General features: G+C 44.3%; 21 protein-coding genes. 19 read left to right on the forward strand and 2 right to left on the reverse strand.

Annotated features, from left to right (window positions below):
• The first annotated feature begins 129 nt into the window (after positions 1-129).
• From V7K44_RS12665 to V7K44_RS12750, 18 genes are all read left to right on the forward strand, one after another.
• Complete coding sequence (locus V7K44_RS12665; protein ID WP_334931891.1) at positions 130-939, forward strand: alpha/beta fold hydrolase; 810 nt, start codon at positions 130-132, stop codon at positions 937-939.
• A gap of 227 nt (positions 940-1,166) precedes the next feature.
• Positions 1,167-2,744, forward strand: a complete 1,578-nt coding sequence (locus V7K44_RS12670; RefSeq protein ID WP_334931893.1) for a GMC family oxidoreductase — start codon at positions 1,167-1,169, stop codon at positions 2,742-2,744.
• A 105-nt stretch (positions 2,745-2,849) separates the two neighbouring features.
• Positions 2,850-3,227: an SDR family NAD(P)-dependent oxidoreductase gene (locus V7K44_RS12675; RefSeq protein ID WP_334931895.1), complete on the forward strand. Its 378-nt coding sequence runs from the start codon at positions 2,850-2,852 to the stop codon at positions 3,225-3,227.
• A gap of 108 nt (positions 3,228-3,335) precedes the next feature.
• Complete coding sequence (locus V7K44_RS12680) at positions 3,336-3,761, forward strand: hypothetical protein (RefSeq protein ID WP_334931897.1); 426 nt, start codon at positions 3,336-3,338, stop codon at positions 3,759-3,761.
• A gap of 145 nt (positions 3,762-3,906) precedes the next feature.
• Entirely contained in the window at positions 3,907-4,446 is a 540-nt protein-coding gene (locus V7K44_RS12685; RefSeq protein ID WP_334931899.1) for an SgcJ/EcaC family oxidoreductase, read from the forward strand.
• Positions 4,447-4,599: 153 nt separating this feature from the next.
• Complete coding sequence (locus V7K44_RS12690) at positions 4,600-5,349, forward strand: SDR family oxidoreductase (RefSeq protein WP_334931901.1); 750 nt, start codon at positions 4,600-4,602, stop codon at positions 5,347-5,349.
• A gap of 19 nt (positions 5,350-5,368) precedes the next feature.
• Positions 5,369-6,019 carry an MOSC domain-containing protein gene (locus tag V7K44_RS12695; RefSeq protein ID WP_334931903.1) on the forward strand — a complete coding sequence of 217 codons (651 nt, stop codon included), beginning with the start codon at positions 5,369-5,371 and terminating at the stop codon, positions 6,017-6,019.
• 57 nt (positions 6,020-6,076) lie between these two features.
• Entirely contained in the window at positions 6,077-6,964 is an 888-nt protein-coding gene (locus tag V7K44_RS12700) for an alpha/beta fold hydrolase (protein ID WP_334931905.1), read from the forward strand.
• 130 nt (positions 6,965-7,094) lie between these two features.
• Positions 7,095-8,090: an alpha/beta hydrolase gene (locus V7K44_RS12705; protein WP_334931907.1), complete on the forward strand. Its 996-nt coding sequence runs from the start codon at positions 7,095-7,097 to the stop codon at positions 8,088-8,090.
• Positions 8,091-8,333: 243 nt separating this feature from the next.
• A complete protein-coding gene (locus V7K44_RS12710) occupies positions 8,334-8,792 on the forward strand; it encodes a DUF6130 family protein (RefSeq protein ID WP_334931909.1) in 459 nt (152 codons plus the stop codon).
• A 172-nt stretch (positions 8,793-8,964) separates the two neighbouring features.
• The gene (locus tag V7K44_RS12715) at positions 8,965-9,444 is read left to right on the forward strand and encodes a nuclear transport factor 2 family protein (protein WP_334931911.1); all 480 of its coding nucleotides are present in this window, start codon (positions 8,965-8,967) and stop codon (positions 9,442-9,444) included.
• A gap of 52 nt (positions 9,445-9,496) precedes the next feature.
• Positions 9,497-9,901: a DUF302 domain-containing protein gene (locus V7K44_RS12720; protein WP_334931913.1), complete on the forward strand. Its 405-nt coding sequence runs from the start codon at positions 9,497-9,499 to the stop codon at positions 9,899-9,901.
• Between the two features lie 221 nt (positions 9,902-10,122).
• Positions 10,123-10,614 (forward strand): hypothetical protein, encoded by a 492-nt coding sequence (locus V7K44_RS12725; RefSeq protein WP_334931915.1) that lies wholly within the window; start codon positions 10,123-10,125, stop codon positions 10,612-10,614.
• Positions 10,615-10,775: 161 nt separating this feature from the next.
• Complete coding sequence (locus V7K44_RS12730) at positions 10,776-12,170, forward strand: mercuric reductase (RefSeq protein WP_334931917.1); 1,395 nt, start codon at positions 10,776-10,778, stop codon at positions 12,168-12,170.
• Positions 12,171-13,016: 846 nt separating this feature from the next.
• Positions 13,017-13,955: a ferritin-like domain-containing protein gene (locus tag V7K44_RS12735; RefSeq protein ID WP_334931919.1), complete on the forward strand. Its 939-nt coding sequence runs from the start codon at positions 13,017-13,019 to the stop codon at positions 13,953-13,955.
• Between the two features lie 20 nt (positions 13,956-13,975).
• Entirely contained in the window at positions 13,976-14,722 is a 747-nt protein-coding gene (locus tag V7K44_RS12740; RefSeq protein ID WP_442940683.1) for an isoprenyl transferase, read from the forward strand.
• A gap of 232 nt (positions 14,723-14,954) precedes the next feature.
• The gene (locus V7K44_RS12745) at positions 14,955-15,464 is read left to right on the forward strand and encodes a hypothetical protein (protein ID WP_334931921.1); all 510 of its coding nucleotides are present in this window, start codon (positions 14,955-14,957) and stop codon (positions 15,462-15,464) included.
• Positions 15,465-16,020: 556 nt separating this feature from the next.
• Positions 16,021-17,940 (forward strand): iron uptake porin, encoded by a 1,920-nt coding sequence (locus V7K44_RS12750; protein ID WP_334932023.1) that lies wholly within the window; start codon positions 16,021-16,023, stop codon positions 17,938-17,940.
• Between the two features lie 366 nt (positions 17,941-18,306).
• Here V7K44_RS12750 and V7K44_RS12755 read toward each other — a convergent pair whose 3' ends face one another.
• Both V7K44_RS12755 and trxA read right to left on the reverse strand, forming a co-directional pair.
• Positions 18,307-18,471 carry a hypothetical protein gene (locus tag V7K44_RS12755; protein ID WP_334931923.1) on the reverse strand — a complete coding sequence of 55 codons (165 nt, stop codon included), beginning with the start codon at positions 18,469-18,471 and terminating at the stop codon, positions 18,307-18,309.
• A 230-nt stretch (positions 18,472-18,701) separates the two neighbouring features.
• Positions 18,702-19,019, reverse strand: a complete 318-nt coding sequence (gene trxA, locus V7K44_RS12760) for a thioredoxin (RefSeq protein ID WP_094352713.1) — start codon at positions 19,017-19,019, stop codon at positions 18,702-18,704.
• 466 nt (positions 19,020-19,485) lie between these two features.
• On the opposite strand from trxA, the gene fabG reads away from it, so the two are divergent.
• Entirely contained in the window at positions 19,486-20,232 is a 747-nt protein-coding gene (fabG, locus tag V7K44_RS12765) for a 3-oxoacyl-[acyl-carrier-protein] reductase (protein WP_334931925.1), read from the forward strand.
• Positions 20,233-20,254: the final 22 nt, after the last annotated feature.

The following is a 20,254-nucleotide window of genomic DNA, read 5'->3' on the forward strand; positions in this document are numbered from 1 at the left end:
TAGCAGAGAACAAAGGGCAGTATTCCTTCTGCCTCCTGCCCTCTGCCCTCTGCCTTTATTGATAATTTCTATACGGACGACAAGAACTAGAGATTTCAGCAATTTAGCAAGAATACAGAGGCGATCGCAATGATGCTTTTTACATGGAAAAAAGTTCAAAAATTGTTGCTGTGGTTATTTGCATTAAGTATTGTCGTTGGAATATCAATGCATCCAACACCAGCCACCTCCAAGGAATTACCTCAAGCGTCCAACTCTAAACCTGCAATCGTTCTCGTTCATGGGGCTTATGCTGACGGTACATCATGGCAACACGTTATTCCATTGTTAGAGCAGGATGGCTACAGAGTGACTGCTGTGCAGATTCCGCTCACTTCTCTTGCTGATGATGTGGCAACGACGAAGCGGGTGATTGATGCTCAAAAGGGTTCTGTTGTTGTAGTCGGACATTCCTATGGTGGAAATGTAATCACGGGTGCGGCGGCTGGCAATCCACAGGTGAAAGCTCTGGTTTATGTCAACGCATTCGCACCGGATGCGGGTGAAAAGACGAGCGATTTGAATAAAAGGTACGCAGCGCCTCCAATTAGCACGGCGATCGTGTCTGATGCCGCAAACTTTCTCTATGTAGATCGCGGGAAGTTTCACGAATTTTTTGCCCAGGACGTATCGGAGGCTGAGGCGCGAGTGATGGCAGCAACCCAAAAGCCAATCGCTAGCGCAGCCTTTGAGCAATCGGTGAATGAAATCGCTTGGAAAAAAATTCCTTCTTGGTTTATCGTGACTCAAAGCGATCGCGCTATCAACCCCGAACTTCAGCGATTTATGGCTAAACGGATTGGTGCTAAGACAACCGAAGTTAACTCCAGTCATGTTCCTTTTATCTCTCATCCAAAAGAGGTTGCCAAAGTGATTGAAGCAGCAAGCACGGCTCTGTAAAGTAATCCCAATTTAACGATTTGTTAGTGAGCCAAGTCCTGCGAACCAATGAGACGCAAGTTTGGTTTCTGGCAGAACATTTGGTGGATACACCATTGGTACGCAGTTAAATTCAGCAGATCGGGTGTTGTAAATCAAATAACTAACAGTATCTCAGCGATCGCTCTTTAAATCAGTTCATTCTTGACTCCATTTATCCATTGTAGATAACAGAGGAAGAGAACTTTATGACTAATTATGACTACATTGTAATCGGTGCAGGGTCAGCAGGTTGTGTGGTTGCCAATCGTCTAACCGAAGACAAGGACACAACTGTGTTACTACTCGAAGCGGGTAATCCAGATACGAAACCAGAGATTTTCATCCCAGCGGAGTGCGTCAATCTACTAGGCTCAGAGGTGGACTGGAGCTATTTCTCTGAACCAGAACCCTTCTTGAATAATCGCAAAATCTTTTGTTCCCGTGGCAAAGTCTTGGGAGGCAGCAGTTCGATTAATTTCATGCTGTATGTCCGAGGCAATCATCACGATTATGACCACTGGCAGGAGTTGGGAAATCCCGGTTGGAGTTACCAGGATGTCTTGCCTTATTTCAAGAAATCTGAACAGCAGCAACGCGGTGTCTCCGCCTACCACGGAGTTGATGGGGAGTTGAGCGTTACCGATCTCATTGCGCCTACTGCAATTTCTCAACGATTTGTAGAGGCATCTGTGGCAATGGGATTTGACTACAATCCTGATTTCAATGGTACGCAGCAGGAAGGAGCCGGACTCTATCAGCAAACTATCAAGGAGGGTAAACGGCACAGTGCTGCCGCTGCGTTCCTTGTGCCCATTGTCGGGCGTCGCAATTTGACCATAACGACTGGGGCATTGGTCACTCGATTGTTGTTTGAGGGAACCCGCACCGTTGGAGTGGAATATCTGCACGAGGGAATGCTGCACCAAGTCAGGGTTGAGCGGGAAGTGATTTTAAGTGCGGGCACGTTCGATTCGCCCAAGCTGCTAATGCTTTCCGGCATTGGGGATGCAGCACACTTACAAACATTAGGGATTCCTGTTGTCGTCGATCTGCCAGGTGTTGGGCAAAACCTGCAAGACCACATTTTCTCTCCTGTGGTATACCAAGCAACTCAAGATTTACACTTTGCCAGCACCAGTAGTATCGGGGAAGCTGGATTATTTTTGCATAGCAAGTGGAATTCAGCGGTTGCACCCGATTTACAGTTTCTATTCGGTTCCATTCAGCTCTTACCCCCTGGCTATGCTCCAGCGGCATTTGGATTTACGGGTGCAGTCGCTTTGACCCATCTGCAAAATATTGGCAGTGTCGGTTTGCGTTCGCCTGATCCTAAAGACACACCGATGTTGCGAATGAACTATCTGCAAAATGAAACCGATGTGAAGAAGCTGGTTGAGGGAATTAAATTAATGCGGCAATTGTTTCATAGCAACTTCTTTGATGAGTTTCGTGGTGCAGAAATTGCTCCAGGTGCTGAGGTTCAGAGTGATGAAGCACTCATTGCTTATATCCGCAACAATTGCAGTACAGTGTGGCATCCGGTTGGTACTTGCAAAATGGGAATTGACTCAATGGCAGTGGTCGATCCTGAGTTGCGGGTACATGGGGTTGAAGGATTGCGAGTTGTTGATGCCTCCATCATGCCAACAATCACCACGGGAAATACGAACGCACCGACCATCATGATTGGTGAGAAGGCAGCGGATTTAATTAAAGCAGGTCGCACAGCACGAACGGTTCTCAGCAAATCTAACGTCCAAAATCCGGCGTATTCATCTATTTAGAAACGGGCGATCGTCTTTGATCAATCTCAGATTATCATACCTGTTGAGCTTTTATCAGTCGATGTTAGGCAAACAGAACACTCGGCCTCTGTAAAGGAATACACAATGGCACTGATTACAACACCATTCGGACGACATTCCACCGCCGCCGAGGTCGTAGAAGGAATTGATCTTTCCGGCAAGCGGGCGATCGTTACGGGAGCCGCATCGGGCATCGGCGTAGAAACGGTGCGGGCACTGGCTCAAACTGGAGCGATCGTCACCCTAGCTGTGCGTAATACCGATGCTGGAGCGCAAGTTGCGGCTGACATTATGGCTACTACTGGGAACCGGAATATTCATGTTGCTTTGCTTGATTTAAGCGATCGCAACTCAATTGCCAAGTTCATTGCTGCCTGGCGTGAGCCGCTCCACATCCTCGTTAATAATGCAGGGGTCATGGCACTGCCCGAACAGCGCACACCCGAAGGCTGGGAGATGTAATTTGCCACTAACTATCTCGGACACTTTGCCCTAGCGCTCGGACTACACGACGCTCTCGCAGCAGAGGGTGCCGCCCGTATCGTGTTGGTTAGTTCTAGCGGGCACCTGATGTCGCCCATTGTGTTCGATGATATTCACTTCATGTTCCGTCCTTATGATCCGTGGTTGGCGTATGGACAGTCCAAGACCGCAAGCATCTTCTTTGCTGTGGGTGCTACTGCGCGCTGGTTCAAGGATGGCATTACCGCTAATGCCCTGATGCCTGGGGCGATCGCAACCAACCTCCAGCGTCATACGGGCAGTCTTAGAACCCCACCTGAGCGACAGAAGACAATAGCGCAGGGTGCAGCAACTTCCGTTCTGTTGGCAACCTCTTTGCTACTAAAGGGCGTTGGCGGACGCTATTTCGAGGACTGCAATGAAGCCACTCTCGTCACCAACGGGAACGGCTATATGAGCGGAGTTGCCCCCTACGCCCTGAACCCAGACAATGCCGATCGGCTCTGGAATGAATCGTTGCGCCTGCTCGCTTGACCTGGCAGTAACAGTGAGCTTCACGCTGTTGATGAATTCGAGGAATGGTTGGAACTAGCTCACAGAGCCGATGATTTTCAGAGTTCATAACACCCTCGATGCCGCTTGAAAACTGGTCTATCACTTAAAAGTCAAACTCAAAACTATGAATTCACAAACAGCTCAAACCACCACTACTGCTAACGAGTCGGCAATCCGTGCTTTCCATCGCCAGATGATTGATGCTTGGAATCGAGGTAGCGGCGAAGGCTTCGCTGCCCCGTTCAGCGAAACTGCCGATTTCATCACGTTCGAGGGCACGCATCTCAAGGGTCGAAAAGAAATCGCTGCATTTCATCAGCAAGCGTTCGACACAGTTGTCAAAGGAACACGCCTGGAGGGTGAGGTGGATTTTGTCCGCTTCGTGAACTCGCAACTCGCGCTCATGCTCGTAGTTATCAGGGTAATACTGCCCGGACAAACTGAAACTTCACCGTCACGAGATTCGCTGCCGCTATACGTCGTAACGAAACGCGACGAAGGTTGGCAGATCGAAGGGTTGCTCAATACCCGGAAGTTAACGCTAGAACGTCAATTCTTCTTAGACGACTTTGACTCACTGAGCGCAGAGGCTCAACGTCAAGTGACCGACCTCGTTTCAAGTCTCAAGCAGCCTCATCAAGCAGATCAATCAAAGGAGATGTAAGGAATGGCACGCTTGTTAAGATACAGCCCTTGCCCCAACTGATTCCAACAATGACTGAAGGGTTAAATCTGCTATTCTCAAAGTTGTGATGCAACAGAACCGATAACACTTCAATGGTTCACACAAATCTAGAATCCCCATCAGATTAACATAATGAAAAAACTAGAAGGAAAAATCGCCCTTGTCACGGGTGGCAACAGTGGTATCGGTCTTGCTACAGCCAAACAGTTTGTTGCTGAAGGTGCCTATGTCTACATCACGGGTCGTCGCCAAGTCGAACTGGATGCTGCTGTAGAAGCCATTGGTAAAAATGTTACGGCTGTACAGAGTGATGTTTCTAATCTGGCAGACCTCGATCGTCTGTTTGCCATCATTAAGCAAGAGCAAGGACACCTCGATATCATCTTCGCTAATGCTGGCGGTGGACAAATTGCCCCACTTGGAGCAATCACTGAGGAACACTTTGACAAAACATTCAACGTAAATGTTAAAGGTTTGCTGTTCACTGTACAAAAGGCACTGCCACTGTTGCCAGAGGGCGCTTCTATTATCCTGAATGCTTCGATTACTTCTATAAAAGGTACGCCAGCTTTCAGTGTTTACAGCGCCACCAAAGCCGCCGTGAGATCGTTTGCTCGGAATTGGATACTCGACCTCAGAGAACGCAAGATCCGAGTGAATGCCATTAGCCCTGGTGTGGTTCCGACTCCTGGTTACGATCATCTGGGATTGAATGACCAGCAGTTACAAGAATTCGTGGACAGCCAAGCCAGCACCATCCCACTGGGACGAGTCGGCACACCCGATGAGATTGCCAAAGCCGTTGTCTTTCTCGCTTCAGATGACAGCAGCTTTGTGAACGGCATTGAGTTGTTTGTCGATGGCGGTATGGCACAGATTTGAAGTCCAAAAGGAGTTAAAGATGAAGCTGATCTCTGTTAATGTCGGACTGCCGCGTGATGTTACCTGGAAAGGAAAAGCCGTCCGCACTGGAATTTTCAAAGAGCCGATCGATTCGAGAGTTATGGTGCGTGAACTCAATTTAGATGGCGATCGCCAAGCCGATCTCACAGTTCATGGCGGAGTTGACAAAGCTGTATATGTCTATCCTTTTGAGCATTATGACTACTGGCGAAGCGAATTGCCTGACACAGAGTTAACACTTGGTATCTTTGGTGAAAACTTCACAGTCACAGGATTGAAAGAAGAAGAACTGAACATTGGCGATCGCTTCAAAATCGGCAGTGTGCAACTAATGGTGACTCAACCACGCTTACCCTGCTACAAACTAGGGATTCGCTTTGGGCGACCGGATATGGTGAAACGATTTCTCGCCAGTCGTCGCACCGGATTTTACTTTCGGGTTTTGCAAGAGGGCGAAGTTGGAGTCGGAGACACTTTAGAGTTGGTGAGTCGAGATACCAACAATATTACTGTTGCTAATATCATTCAGCTTTATGTTCGCGAGCAAAACAATCTAGAGTTACTGCATCGTGCAGCTCAACTGGAAGCGTTACCCGAAAGCTGGCGGGACTACTTTCAGGAGCAGATCCATCGTCAGGATGTGAGATAGATTAACCTGGCGTAAAACGCCATTATGTCACTTTTATCACTTACAAGGAATAATCCCATGACTACATATCGCACAGTTTCGATCGATGGTTTAGACATTTTTTACCGTGAAGCTGGTTCTCGCGATAATCCAACGATCCTGCTATTGCACGGCTTTCCAACCTCATCCCACATGTTCCGCAATCTCATATCTGCCCTCGCTGATAAATTCCATCTCGTTGCTCCTGACTACCCTGGCTACGGCAACAGTTCGATGCCAACTATAAATGAATTTGATTACACGTTCGATCGCTTGGCTGAGATTGTAGAGAAATTCATTGCTGCGATCGCTCTCAAAAAGTACAGCCTTTATGTGATGGATTATGGCGCACCAATTGGCTATCGGATTGCCGCTAAATATCCAGAGCGCGTGCAATCTCTGATTGTTCAAAATGGCAATGCTTATGAAGAAGGTCTGCGCGAATTTTGGGAACCAATTAAGGCATACTGGCAAGAGCGATCGCCTGAGAATGCTGAAAAGCTCGAATATCTTGTCACTCTGGAAGCAACGAAGTGGCAATATACCAATGGTGTTCGCAATTTAGAAGCAATCAGCCCCGATACCTGGACTATCGATCAACATTTCCTCGATCGCCCCGGCAACGGTGAGATTCAACTGGCACTGCTGTATAGCTATGGTACGAATCCACCGCTCTATCCTCAATGGCAAGAGTATTTCCGCCAATATCAACCCCCTACCCTGATTGTTTGGGGCAAGAACGATTACATTTTCCCTGCCGACGGTGCTTATCCGTATCAGCGTGACTTGAAAGACGTTGAGTTCCATCTACTCGATACCGGACATTTTGCCCTAGAAGAGGATGGGGATGCGATCGCAGACCATATTCACCGCTTTCTGACCACTCACGTTGTAGAGAATACCAAGCTAACCACTAGTAACAAATAGTTTTGGCTGAGAAACGATGTCGATAAAAAGTGATTGTGATTTTACAATTACTACTGATCAAACAGCAGTGTTAAATCAATTAACTTAACATCTCAACAGATTGTTTACAACTTATTTAAAGGAGAATGTCATGGTTGCTCAAGCAAACTCGCAAGCAGCAAAAATTCTGGAAGTTGCGGATGATCCACGTCTTTCCAAAGGAGTAAAGGAATTTTTGAAAGTGCTGAATTCAGGGGGTGTGGCGCTGGATAAACTCACTGCACTCGAAGCACGTCAAGTCCTTGTAGATGCACAGACTTCCGTTTCAGTAGACCTTTCAGGTATTGAAGAGTCCCAAAAGACGATTACTACTGATGGTTATTCAATTACCCTTAATATTGTACGACCTGAAGGGGTCAAAGGCACATTACCTGTTTTCATCTTTATTCATGGTGGTGGTTGGGTGCTGGGCGATTACCCAACACACAAGCGCATGGTTCGCGATCTAGTTGTGCTTTCAGGGTTTGCAGGTGTCTTTGTCAACTATACTCGCACGCCAGATGCTCAGTACCCACAGGCAATCAATGAGATTTATGCTGCGACTAAATGGGTTGCCGAGCATGGTGAGGAGATTGGGGTGGATGGTAAGAATTTGGCAGTCGTTGGCAACAGTGTTGGCGGTAACATGACAACTGTCACTGCTTTGAAGGCGAAAGAAAAAGGAGGACCACACATCAAGCTGCAAATCATGATGTGGCCAATCGTAGATGCTGATTTTGAAACGAATTCTTATCACCAATTTGGCGATCAGCGTTTTCTGACAGTACCAACGATGAAGTGGATGTATGACATGTACATCGCTGACCCAGAAAAGCGCAAAGACATCTATGCTTCTCCCCTACAGGCGACGGTTGAGCAACTCAAAGGCTTGCCTCCGGCGTTAATTGTGGTTGCAGAGAGCGATATCTTGCATGACGAGGGCACAGCCTATGGACGCAAGCTCGATGAAGCTGGGGTCGAGGTGACAACTGTGCAGTACAACGGTATGATTCATGACTTTGGACTGCTCAATGGTTTAGCAGAGTTGCCAGAAGTCCGCTCTCTGTTTGTTCAAGCTGCTGCTGAGTTGAAGAAATATCTGCAATAGGATGCGATCGATGTTTTTGGGGAAGGAAAAAGATGGTCTTCCATCGCTTTGCTGCTTACCGAGTTATATCATGTCCGGTTAAAGACTTATCATTAATACCGCAGGGGAGCAGGGGGGAAAGAGATTTTCCTGGTTTTTGCACAGATGCACCGAATTATAACTAATTAGGCGGACATGATATTATACCAATTCACAATGGGCTACGAGACGCTACGCGATCGCTAACGCAATTAAAAAACTTAGATGCAGCAAAGCTTTCAGGGTTTACATCTGTATCAGATTTTTCGTGAAATGGTCTTACCTACTATGAACAGCCACACACCGAGCGCTAGGGACATTATCGGATCATCACCGTTGATTGCGATTGAAAACGAAGCACCACCCAAGCTGATTGTCGATCCACCGCTTCCCGAACCGCTAGCACAGGGACGCGTCTTCATCCAGTACCGGACGGAGAATTTGCGCGTGTTGCCGGTGTTCGGCAAAAGTGCCCTCGAAGTATCGCCGCGCATCGGTCATATCCACATCACCGTTGACGATGCGCCGTGGCATTTTGTAGATTCCAGTGGGGAAACGATCATCCTGGTCGGACTGGAACCTGGCGTACACAAGGTGCTGATCGAACTAGCTGACCCCACGCACAAAGTAATCACTCGCGAAACTGTGGAGTTCACGCTGCCCGATCCTAAGAAATCATCATGAAAAAACTAGAGGGAAAAATCGCAGTTGTGACGGGGACATCTGGGGAAACGCTACACATCGCGGATGGTAGTCATTGATCTGTATTAAACTGCTTTTAAGGTAATTCGGTCGGGACGGATTTAATGCCAATTAAATCATACTGAAACGATCGCAATTCCACCGCTTACATACTATGAACAACCCTGAAAATTCTCGACTACCCCTGCCGCCTTTTGATAATGAATCCGCCATCCAAAAAGTCAGAATTGCAGAAGATGCTTGGAACACACGTAACCCGGAACTAGTATCACTCGCTTACACGTCGGATAGCATTTGGCGCAACCGCTCAGAATTTCTATCTGGTCGTGAGGCGATCGTCCAGTTCTTAACACGTAAGTGGCTTAAAGAATTGGACTACCGTTTGATAAAAGAGCTTTGGGCTTTTCAAGACAACCGCATTGCTGTTCGATTTGCTTACGAATGGCATGATGATGCTGGCAACTGGTTTCGTTCCTATGGCAATGAAAATTGGGAGTTTGACGAACATGGATTCATGCGATGGCGTATTGCCAGCATCAACGATCTGCCAATTCATCAAACCGAACGCAAATACCACTGGATACTAGGTCGTCGTCCTGACGAGCATCCAGGATTGTCAGACCTCAATCTTTGAAAAGCCCAACGACCATATCACCCAGTTTTTATCCTACAAGAAGTCCACTGCTATGAATGCAAACAACGGCATCATTAGCCAGCTTAGTCAATATTCAGTGCCTGTAACCATTGATCGATTAGAAGCCGTCCTTGAAGTAAAAGGCATCACCATTTTTGCCCGCATCGATCAACAGGCTGAAGCCGAAAAAGTCGGACTAAGCCTGTGTCCTACACAGTTGTTGCTGTTTGGCAACCCGAAAGCCGGAACTTCCCTCATGGTGGCAGAACCAACGATCGCCCTGGATTTACCCCTGAAAGTACTGGCATGGGAAGCGACTGACGGCAAGGTGTGGGTGAGTTACAACGATCCTAATTACTTAAAACAGCGATTTTCTCTCTCCGATGAATTGGTGAAAAATATCGCTATCATTGCACCTTTAATCTATCAAGCACTTAGTTCCGCCGATCGCAAATAAGTTGCAGAATTAGCACGCGATCGCACATTGGCGTTTTAGAAACAGCATTTAGGCAGTGGTGTCAAAGTCTGAAATAGGGCGACTACTGCCAGATAATTCGCCCACCGCGATCGCCCTGACAACCAAGATATTCTGATTTTGAATCACTGGGAAAACGCTGCATATCGCGGGTGGTTTTTAAGAAAGAGAACAGTGAAAATCAACCAGCAAGGAGAAAAACCATGAACATCAACAAGAATGACATCGCAGTAGTCGTCATCGATCCGCAAAACGATGTCTTGAACGAAAAAAGGGTTTCTTGGGATTTGGTAGGTAAGAATGTCAAACTCATTAATTTTGTAACACTCATGAAAAAATCTGTCTTACTTCTTGCTCTGCCAATCAGTATCTTAGCTAATTTTTCCTTAAGAGCTTCTGCTGATTCTACTGCTGGCATCGTCCTGAGTACGAAATGCCGGGGCGGCTACAACGTAAATATTTGGCAGAAGTATACTTCAGGTGAACTGCTTTATCGCGCCACTAGTCCCAACGGTAATTTAAGTTTGGGCAAAGGAACTAGCCAAGCGACAGAAGGTGTTCGAGTGTATAAGTTTCGGAGTGGAATTTATCAATACTGGGTGTGGGATGGCACGTTGGATAACCCGCAGTCTGGAACTTTAGAGGTGTATAAAAACAACCGTATCTTGATGAAGCAAGCTTGTAGAAAAAGTTGAATCTTCTAGCAGGTGTTATATACTTTTTGGAAACCCAGCTAGGGCAAGCATCTTGAGTTACGCTCGCCAAATACATTATCGCTAAAACCCTCTTAGTCAGTTTTTTCTGAAATTCATAACACCTTCTAGAAATCGTATTCACCTTATCAAACTCAAAGGATATGGAAGTGAACGCTCAACACTATGACGATATTATTATCGGTGGCGGCAAAGCGGGTAAAACACTAGCACCAGCGTTAGTCGCTGACGGACGTAAAACCGCTCTGGTTGAACGCAGTTTAAATATGATTGGTGGTGGGTGCATAAATATTGCCTGCATTCCTACTAAAACTATGGTGGCGAGTGCCAATGTGGCAAACACAGTGCGAAACAGTGCCGCTTATGGGGTTCAAAGCAACACACCCACCGTTAATTTAGCAGAGGTGATCCAACGAAAACGAGCGGTTGTGCAATCTGCGCGTGAAATGAACTTGCACAATTTAGAAACGGCTCTCCATAACAACTTGATCATCGGGGAAGCAAGGTTTGTTGCTCCTAAAACAATTGAAGTAACGACGATTGAGGGGAACAATCGCTTACTTACCGCCGAACGGTTATTTATTAATACAGGCACACGACCGTTAATTCCATCCATTCCCGGACTCACAGAAGTTGAGTTTTTAACGAGTGAGTCGATTATGGAGCTAGAATACCTGCCTGAACACCTGATCGTTCTCGGTAGTGGCTATATTGGTTTAGAGTTTGCCCAGATGTTTCGGCGCTTTGGCTCTGGCGTTACTGTCGTTGGGCAAAGTGAGCAAATCCTGTCACAGCAAGATTCAGATATAGCGATCGCAGTTCAAACATTACTGGAACAAGATGGGATTGAATTCTTGCTGAAGGCAAAGGTGTTGAGAGTCGATCGCACTGATAATGAAACCATCCTGCAAATCCAAGTTGGCGATCGTGAAATCTCCCTCCAGGGTTCGCATTTGCTCGTCGCCGTTGGTCGTGCGCCCAATACCGAGAGCTTAAATTTAGCTGCTGCTGGTGTGGCAACCGATACACGCGGATTTATTCAAGTTAGCGATCGCTTAGAGACGAACGTACCCGGAATTTGGGCGTTAGGCGATATCAATGGCGGTCCGCAATACACTCATATATCGCTTGACGATCATCGCATTATCAAAGCTAATTTAATTGATGGGGGCAACCGGAGTACAAGCGATCGCCTGGTTCCATCCTGTCTGTTCATCGATCCAGAACTGGCTCATGTGGGTTTGACTGAAACTGAAGCACGGCAACAAGGATATGCCATCCGCGTGGCGAAAGTGGATGCGTCAGCTGTTCCCAGAGCGAAAACGCTCGGTCAAACCGATGGACTGCTAAAGGCGATCGTGGATGCAGATACAGGTCGTATTCTAGGGTGTTCCCTGTTGTGTCATGAAGCAGGTGAAGTGATTTCAACAGTGCAGATGGTGATGCAAGCTCAAATGCCCTACACCATTCTGCGCGATGGTATTTTGACTCATCCCACGATGACCGAAGGGTTAAATATATTGTTTTCCAAGTTGTAAAAAGACAGCAATTGCAGACCCAAGGACTTACCAAACAAACGACATTTCATTCTTGAAGGTCAAGTAGATATAGCATGATTAGTAAAACATCTAAAGTCGGTATTATTGGTGCAGGTAATGTAGGTGCAGACGTTGCAAATGCTTTAGTTTTACCCCACATTCCGCACTTCAATAAGTAGCATAAATAAACTACATAAAAAAATGGGCTGATGAGAATTTGAACAATCAAGTAACCAGAAAATAAATAAATTATCCAGATACAAATTCTAGATTTTTACACCATAAAAAAGCTGGTTATTCAATAATATTTAATTAGGATTTTGCAATCAGTTAGGAAAACATCAGATTAAGCAATACTGAATTAGAGAAAAATATCTCATTGATTTTTTCTACAATTCCTATCTCATCTATTATTCCGGCTATGATTCTTAAGCGATCCAAGTTTTTACTTTCAAACTCTTCTGTTAGGTAATTCATTTTTTTGATAAATTTACTTAATTCCGACTAATTTTCCCATCTTTTTTCCGGCATTTACTATCAATATCATGAGAATTTCAAACAGTTGGTATTTTCACCATACTGTTTATATTAATTACTAAATAGCTTGTGTATTTATACTTTAATAAAACTGTGTTACTTATTACTGATACATGTATGACAAAATGAAGTGCGGAATGTGGGCTAAAAACAGACACCTTGAAAGGGCTGATCCTATTTTCTATAACCAACTTTTTCCCCGACTCTTGCAACTCCATCACATAAAACTGCCGACTTCAGCCGACTGACAAACAATAGTGCGATCGCTTAGGCTATTGGGCATAGAGATAAAAATTTAAGTATAAAAATATGCTTAACACCCTCAGCCCAATCACAGAAGACTTAGCAGATCAAAGCTATCCCAGTCCTCACTACCTGCAAACACAGCGCCGCATTCGCTCACTCCTAGACAGATATATTGCAGTCGAAAAACTACATGACCGTCTGCAAGATTTACCGATACAGTTTGCCAATCCCCAACCGCGTCCCTGGAAACCCATCGATTGGCAGACGATTAACCGCAATCAAATTATCGGCTTAGACGCAGAGGTATTTTTATCTATCTTGATAGGTGCGATGGATACAGAAGCACCGATTCGCGGTTATACCCAAACCAGTCGGCAGTATTTGGAATTGCATCCTCAGATGGCTCGGTTTGTTGGTGGAACTATCGGTGAAGATGGCGAACTGCTAGAACTTGGTTTGTGGGAAAAAGAAGAACGTCAACACACACCTGCATTAATCAAAATCTACACCCAATTAACAGGCGAGAAAATTACCCCAAAACTTCGGACTGTTAGAAGCTATCTTCCCACAGATGATCCTCACGAAGACCTATATCGCCACGGCTTACACCGCATTGCCACAGAATACGGTGCAACCTGTCTTTACATTTGGTTGATGGCTCACACCACAGGCGCACTCCAGGATGTTCTAGAGGAACTAGCGCAGGATGAAATCAATCACATGACCAAATTTTGGGGGTTTGGAGTCTGGAGTTTTCCTGATACTGGGTTGATGCGAATTGGACGCACACTGATTAAAACGCGATCGCAAAACTATCAGCGTAACAACCTTATGCGTACTCTCCGCCGCATGATGGGTACACTCAACTGGAATGCTTGGTCATTGACTAACAAAACAACTCTCCTTTTCACCTTCACCTACACAATGCATCGTCTGTGGAGTTGGAACAATAGCCTAACCCCAGAGTATTTGCAAGATTTATTTGAAATGAATCATCAGTAATAACAAATCACAAAGGACAAATGACAAAATTACCCACCGATTTAAATCCCCAAAAAATACCCCAACATATCGCCGTCATCATGGATGGTAACGGACGATGGGCAACCAGTCGAGGATTACCGCGCATTGCTGGACATCGCCAAGGAGCAAAAACGCTTAAAGAACTATTGCGTTGCTGCAAGGATTGGGGAGTCAAAGCGTTGACAGCCTATGCTTTCTCCACAGAAAATTGGCAGCGTCCCGTTGAAGAAGTAGATTTTCTGATGCATTTGTTTGAGCGATTACTACACCGCGAGTTGGCTCAGATGCATCAAGAAGGAGTAAGAATCTCGTTTATTGGAGATTTATCAGCTTTACCCAAGTCTCTACAAACGGAAATGGAACGTTCAATGACAGAGACATTGAACAATCAAGCAATTCACTTTACTGTTGCAGTCAATTACGGTAGCCGCAACGAAATTACCAGAGTTTGCCGTCAACTAGCTCAACTCGTGGAACAGGGCGAACTCAGCGCCCAAGAAGTGAATGAAAGTCTTGTAGAACAACACCTCTACACCGCAGACACTCCAGAACCCGATTTACTGATTCGTACTAGCGGTGAAATGCGATTGAGTAATTTTCTCTTGTGGCAAATGGCCTATACAGAAATGTATTTCACCGATATTCTTTGGCCAGATTTTAATAGAGAAGCATTTCATCAGGCTTTGTTGAGCTACCAAAATCGCGATCGCCGTTTTGGTCAAGTCAAAGCTTCAGTGTCAGCTTAGTGTACCAAACACCAGACATCTTCTCAAAATTAAACCGGATTTTTGCCATCAGCGATAAAGTAAAAGCACCCATATTACCAGGATGGTATATGAGCGCTCACAAATAAAACATTATCGAGGATAATCTATCTGCTATGACAGACCGAAGTAACTATAAGAATAGCAGGCACTGGGTAAATAAACTGCAAGGGTAGTTACAAATGTTTTGTTAAAAATATTACTTACCGTCAATATGATCCTTGATTTAGGCAAAATCCAATCGATTGCGGAATCCTATTCTCCCCAAGAACTCTTCGCTGCCTTGGTTTGGCAGCGTCGGTTCAATGAGTTTGATGGCGAAGAAGTAATTACTGACCTTTCCAATCACAGAAATTTATGGGCCAGCTTTCTGTTCACAAAACCAATATTTGCACCAGATGAAAACGGTTTAAGCTTTGGTGGTATGGTCGATACCCTACTTGCAATGGCAAACTATCGTCCCATGCCTGAAACCAGCATCATCCATTTCATTGCCTATCCTGCCGATACACTATACATCCTTGCAGAGAACCAAGACACAAAAGTGTCAGAGCTTTTAGACTTGGGCAAAAAGTGGCGAGCTGATTCAGTAGAGGTAAGTGATGGCACGAATGAAGATTATGGTTTGCGGCTTAAGCGGCGACTGAGAACTAGATTGGAAGGGGCGTTATGGGGTGAGGATGTTCACCAGGATTGTGATGCGGTGGTTGTTGCCTATTGGTAGGATTGAATACTTGAAATATCTCAATCAGAAAAATCGTGGACTACAATATGCTGTTTTCTTGCCGAATCTTAGCCTACACCCAAATTGAGCAGCGATCGCAGTCTCTTAATTTTTTTTGAGTAAATTATTCTTTGTTAGGTATTGAGCCGAAAATTTCGGCTCAATATCTATATTCATTATCACAAAATCAGACTTATGTAAATTATTATTTTTTCAATATAGCAATCCCATTTATATTTGAACAGAGAAAATTCAGAAGGCTTATGAATCAAGTATTTTACGCAATCCATTGCTCAAAAACCATTTAGGATTACTATCGTAATTATAAAAACTATCAATATGATGTATTGTTAATTCTTTCCAAAAATAGTATTTACTATAATTTAATACTTGCGATATAAGCTGATGTTTTGATAAGTCAATTCAGAAAAAATCCTGATATCCAAAATTTAAAGTTAACAAGACTCTCTTGCTAAATCTACTTTAAATTTACTTATCAATCAATTTTAAAATCGCAATCAATTTTTTCAGTATTTTATAGGTGTTGGGAGTTATGATGGCAAAATATCTACTAGCTTTTGCTAGTGGGATGGGATTTTTATGTTTAATTGCCGGGTTATCACCTGTGCAAGCCCTTCCTAGTTTAAAAATTGCAGATAAAAACGTAGCTGTTAATCAAGACGATAGCAGCTATCAAAAAAATGATTCTCATCAAAGCGATTTAGCAAATAATATCTCCAGTAAATTGCTGATAGCTAATGAGAGTCAAAAAAAATTATCCTCAGTCAATGAACAGCAAAAAAATCAAGATATAGGAGTAGATTCTGCTGTTAACTTGTGGCAGCCAATCACACCACAACCTGCAAGTTCATCTCCAACTTCATACAAACTTGCACAAGTAACATCCGTATCCCAATTGTCTGATGTACAGCCGACCGATTGGGCTTTTCAGGCACTCCAATCTTTAGTCGAGCGCTATGGTTGTATCGCAGGTTATCCCAATCAAACCTATCGCGGTAATCGGGCGATGACTCGCTATGAATTTGCTGCTGGCTTAAATGCTTGTTTAGAGCGTATCAACGAACTGATTGCCACTGCAACTGGTGATTTGGTCAAGAAAGAAGATTTAGCCATGTTGCAGAAACTACAAGAACAATTTGCGGCGGAATTGGTAACATTGCGGGGTCGAGTAGATGCTGTAGAAGCTCGCACAGCAGAACTAGAAGCAAATCGGTTTTCTACTACGACCAAACTCAGTGGAGAGGCAATTATTGCTGGTGTTGGTGCTAGCGGCGGCGCTCCTAATCAGAGTGACCCGAACATCATCCTAGTCAATAGAGTGCGGTTAAATCTCACCACTAGCTTTACTGGTAAAGATTCATTAATTACTGGATTGCAAGCCTATAACTTTTTGGGTGGAGCCGATGGACAGGGTAGCTTACAACAAAGTTTAGGATTAGCTTCGCCGCTTTTAAGTGCAAGTAGCGCTCGTACCAGTTTTGAGCCGCAATTTCCGGGGTTAAATGTCAATACTTTGTCGGGTGTTGGCGCAAACAGCGTTCAGCTTTACAAATTGCTGTATATCTTTCCCGTCGCTAATAAATTAACCTTGTTTGCGGGAACTGCGGCGGAAACATCAGATGCTTTCCCAGCAATTACGCCTTTTTATGGTGAAGGACAAGAATCAATTTCTCGTTTTGGCAACTTGAATCCTGTGCTACGGGTTTCTGGTGGAACTTCGGGTACTGGTTTAGCATCGGCGGCGGGATTTATTTTTAACATTTCGCCAAATTTTGATTTAAGAGCTTTATACGGCAGTGTAAATGCAAATTTACCCGAAAAATCTGCTAATGAAGCAGTACCAGGAGTTTCTACTACACCTTTGGGAGCAGGTTTATTTAGTGGTAGTAGTATTATTGCTACACAGTTAACCTTCAAGCCAAGTTCTGCTGTGGATATTGGTTTAAACTATGCCCACAGTTATCACGAAATCAATATTTTGGCTACAGGATTAGTTAGTAGTGATATCGGTGCTTTATCAGGGGTTGCAACTGGAACACCGCTCACACTCAACTCTGTTGGCGGTACGGTAACATGGCGATTGTCTCCCAAGATAGCCTTATCTGGCTACGGTGCAGCAATATTTGTTGATGCTGCTTCAAATAGCGTGGATGCTTCCACCACCTTTACAAGTTGGATGGCGGGAATTCACTTCAAAGATTTATTCAAATCAGGGAACACTGCCGGGATTCTTTTTGGTCAGCCGCTTTTCCGTAGTGATACTGGTGGTTCTGCTCAACTAACGCCCGCAGGCGAGAATCGGGCGACTCCTTACCATTTGGAAGCCTATTACCGCCTTCAAGTTAGCGATAATATCAGCATTACCCCTGGTGCGTTTGTTCTCTTTAACCCAGAAGGTAACAGCAACAATGAGACTACGACTGTAGGTGTACTTCGGACTACTTTTACCTTTTAAGAGATTGGGAGTAGGAAGTCAAAGTCCCCCAAAAAATTGGGGGATTTAGAGATTGGGTAACAAAGTTCAGGGTAATAACAATATTGCCCTGTCTCACTAGTAGTCTGTCAAATACATTTTGATGGATAAAGGAACGAACCGCAAAGGACGTATTCGCGCAGCGTCTCGTCAGAGAAGAGCGCTAAGGAAGAAGGAAAGAAGAAAAATTGAAAGATTTACTTACCCGTCAATTAGTTCTTGACAGACTACTAGTATCGTGACAAAAAAATCTTTACTCGATGCTGAACCCCACTAAGGTTTGTATTACATTTTGTCAAAACAAATTAGATGCGTTTCCCCTCTCGTAGATATCGCCCTACAGATAACCTAATTATTTCTTTTGCCTGATTTACCGGTTTGATTTGAAAGGTGGTGCTTTTGTATAACCTGCTCAATCTGGCAAGTCACCGCATCTATTCTATGTTTAACCTTATCAAAATCAATATTTACCCAAATATAGGCTTTATCAGGTTTTTCCCGATTGTTATTCATATATTGTTTTACTTGTCAATATATTTTGTTATATCTATACAATATAGTCTTCTTAATTTCTAAACTACTTTCTCTAGATATATAAGTAAATATGCTTAACATTTACTTAAGGTTTTATGAATCAAAAGCCCTCTTCCAAACGTGGGAAAGGGACTTTGAAATTAGGTCTATTGAAAGAGACGCGATATTTCGCGCCTCTAAGAACTAAAATCAAAATTCTAAGTATTAGCTTAAACCTTTGTTTGTAGATATTGAACTAACTGCGGTGCTTGCATCACTCCCTCGATCCTATCCACAGGCTTACCCTGCTTAAACAGTACTAAAGTTGGGAGAGACGCAATTTTATACTCAGTAGCCAAGTCGGTGTATTTTTCTGTGTCGATTTTGACAATCCTTAAGCGATCCTTAAGTTGGGCATTGACTTGCTCTAAAATTGGCACCATCATTTGACAGGGACCACACCAGTCAGCATAAAAATCTACTAATACAGGTACATCAGAAGCAGACAGCATCTCTTCAAAGCTGTTGAATTGCTTTTTAGTTGCCATGTGACACACACCGATTTTCAATTGTTTGTTTCAATAGTAATTCTTAGAAAATAAAATAGGTATAGGTTCATGGGTTTTTGTTGGGAAAAGATTAAATTAGTTAATATAGAACGATTTAGTAGCCCAAAATATTAAATTATTATAATAAAATACGTATTTTTTTGAGGTTGTGCATCTGCATTATATATGTATTTAAACCTATCCTGACCAACCAAATAATTATAAAGGCGTTCACGAGAGTGATATCTACGAAGGGTGTAGCTGCAACACTTTCTAGTTTATCCAGCCAGGTGAATATATTGCTTCAAGTTATTCATCTATTCACAGAGAAATAACTATCTAATTTGGAGCATGACAGCAAGATTGTCATCCCGCAAGAGTGGGATTTTACTCAGACAATATTCAGATGTTCCCGAAATCACCATAAGATAATTAGCGCGGTATTTCTAAGATTGAGGAACATTAAATGACACTATTACAAGATAAAGTCGCAATTGTCACAGGTGCATCACGAGGAATTGGCCGCGCGATCGCAATTGAATTAGCCTCACAAGGAGCGATCGCAGTTGTCAATTATGCCAGTTCGAGTGCGGCGGCTGAGGCAGTTGTTACAGAAATTATAGATGCGGGAGGTCAGGCGATCGCTATCCAAGCAGACGTTTCTAAAAGCGATCAAGTAGACGCACTAGTTAAGACTGTCACCGAAAAGTTCAGCCGTGTGGATATCTTAGTCAACAACGCAGGTATTACCCGCGACAATCTGCTTTTGCGTTTGAAGACAGAGGATTGGCAAGCCGTGATAGACCTTAATCTAACTGGTGTTTTCTTATGTACACGCGCCATCAGTAAAATTATGCTCAAGCAGCGATCGGGGCGGATTATCAACATTACCTCCGTTGCTGGGCTAATGGGCAATCCAGGACAATCAAACTACAGCGCCGCCAAAGCAGGTGTAATCGGCTTCACCAAAAGCGTTGCCAAAGAACTAGCTACTCGCGGCATCACGGTTAACGCCGTCGCCCCTGGATTCATCACCACCGACATGACCAGCGATCTCAACAACCCCGAAGATATTCTCAAATACATCCCACTCGGTCGCTTCGGTCAGCCGGAAGAAATCGCTGGTATGGTACGCTTCCTCGCTGCCGATCCCGCCGCCGCCTACGTTACCGGACAAGTTTTTAACGTCGATGGCGGTATGGTAATGGCTTAAATCGTTGAGCTAAATAATTGAG

Source organism: Nostoc sp., assembly GCF_036917235.1.
Taxonomy (GTDB): domain Bacteria; phylum Cyanobacteriota; class Cyanobacteriia; order Cyanobacteriales; family Nostocaceae; genus Nostoc.

Coding starts and splice junctions, on each gene's coding strand:
- V7K44_RS12750 (WP_334932023.1), top strand. CDS start 16,021: ATGGCAAAATATCTACTAGCTTTTGCTAGTGGGATGGGATTTTTATGT.
- V7K44_RS12685 (WP_334931899.1), top strand. CDS start 3,907: ATGAATTCACAAACAGCTCAAACCACCACTACTGCTAACGAGTCGGCA.
- trxA (WP_094352713.1), bottom strand. CDS start 19,019: ATGGCAACTAAAAAGCAATTCAACAGCTTTGAAGAGATGCTGTCTGCT.
- V7K44_RS12705 (WP_334931907.1), top strand. CDS start 7,095: ATGGTTGCTCAAGCAAACTCGCAAGCAGCAAAAATTCTGGAAGTTGCG.
- V7K44_RS12755 (WP_334931923.1), bottom strand. CDS start 18,471: ATGAATAACAATCGGGAAAAACCTGATAAAGCCTATATTTGGGTAAAT.
- V7K44_RS12670 (WP_334931893.1), top strand. CDS start 1,167: ATGACTAATTATGACTACATTGTAATCGGTGCAGGGTCAGCAGGTTGT.
- V7K44_RS12700 (WP_334931905.1), top strand. CDS start 6,077: ATGACTACATATCGCACAGTTTCGATCGATGGTTTAGACATTTTTTAC.
- V7K44_RS12745 (WP_334931921.1), top strand. CDS start 14,955: ATGATCCTTGATTTAGGCAAAATCCAATCGATTGCGGAATCCTATTCT.
- V7K44_RS12665 (WP_334931891.1), top strand. CDS start 130: ATGATGCTTTTTACATGGAAAAAAGTTCAAAAATTGTTGCTGTGGTTA.
- V7K44_RS12690 (WP_334931901.1), top strand. CDS start 4,600: ATGAAAAAACTAGAAGGAAAAATCGCCCTTGTCACGGGTGGCAACAGT.
- V7K44_RS12730 (WP_334931917.1), top strand. CDS start 10,776: ATGGAAGTGAACGCTCAACACTATGACGATATTATTATCGGTGGCGGC.
- V7K44_RS12695 (WP_334931903.1), top strand. CDS start 5,369: ATGAAGCTGATCTCTGTTAATGTCGGACTGCCGCGTGATGTTACCTGG.
- V7K44_RS12680 (WP_334931897.1), top strand. CDS start 3,336: ATGTCGCCCATTGTGTTCGATGATATTCACTTCATGTTCCGTCCTTAT.
- V7K44_RS12710 (WP_334931909.1), top strand. CDS start 8,334: ATGCAGCAAAGCTTTCAGGGTTTACATCTGTATCAGATTTTTCGTGAA.
- fabG (WP_334931925.1), top strand. CDS start 19,486: ATGACACTATTACAAGATAAAGTCGCAATTGTCACAGGTGCATCACGA.
- V7K44_RS12725 (WP_334931915.1), top strand. CDS start 10,123: ATGAACATCAACAAGAATGACATCGCAGTAGTCGTCATCGATCCGCAA.
- V7K44_RS12740 (WP_442940683.1), top strand. CDS start 13,976: ATGACAAAATTACCCACCGATTTAAATCCCCAAAAAATACCCCAACAT.
- V7K44_RS12715 (WP_334931911.1), top strand. CDS start 8,965: ATGAACAACCCTGAAAATTCTCGACTACCCCTGCCGCCTTTTGATAAT.
- V7K44_RS12675 (WP_334931895.1), top strand. CDS start 2,850: ATGGCACTGATTACAACACCATTCGGACGACATTCCACCGCCGCCGAG.
- V7K44_RS12720 (WP_334931913.1), top strand. CDS start 9,497: ATGAATGCAAACAACGGCATCATTAGCCAGCTTAGTCAATATTCAGTG.
- V7K44_RS12735 (WP_334931919.1), top strand. CDS start 13,017: ATGCTTAACACCCTCAGCCCAATCACAGAAGACTTAGCAGATCAAAGC.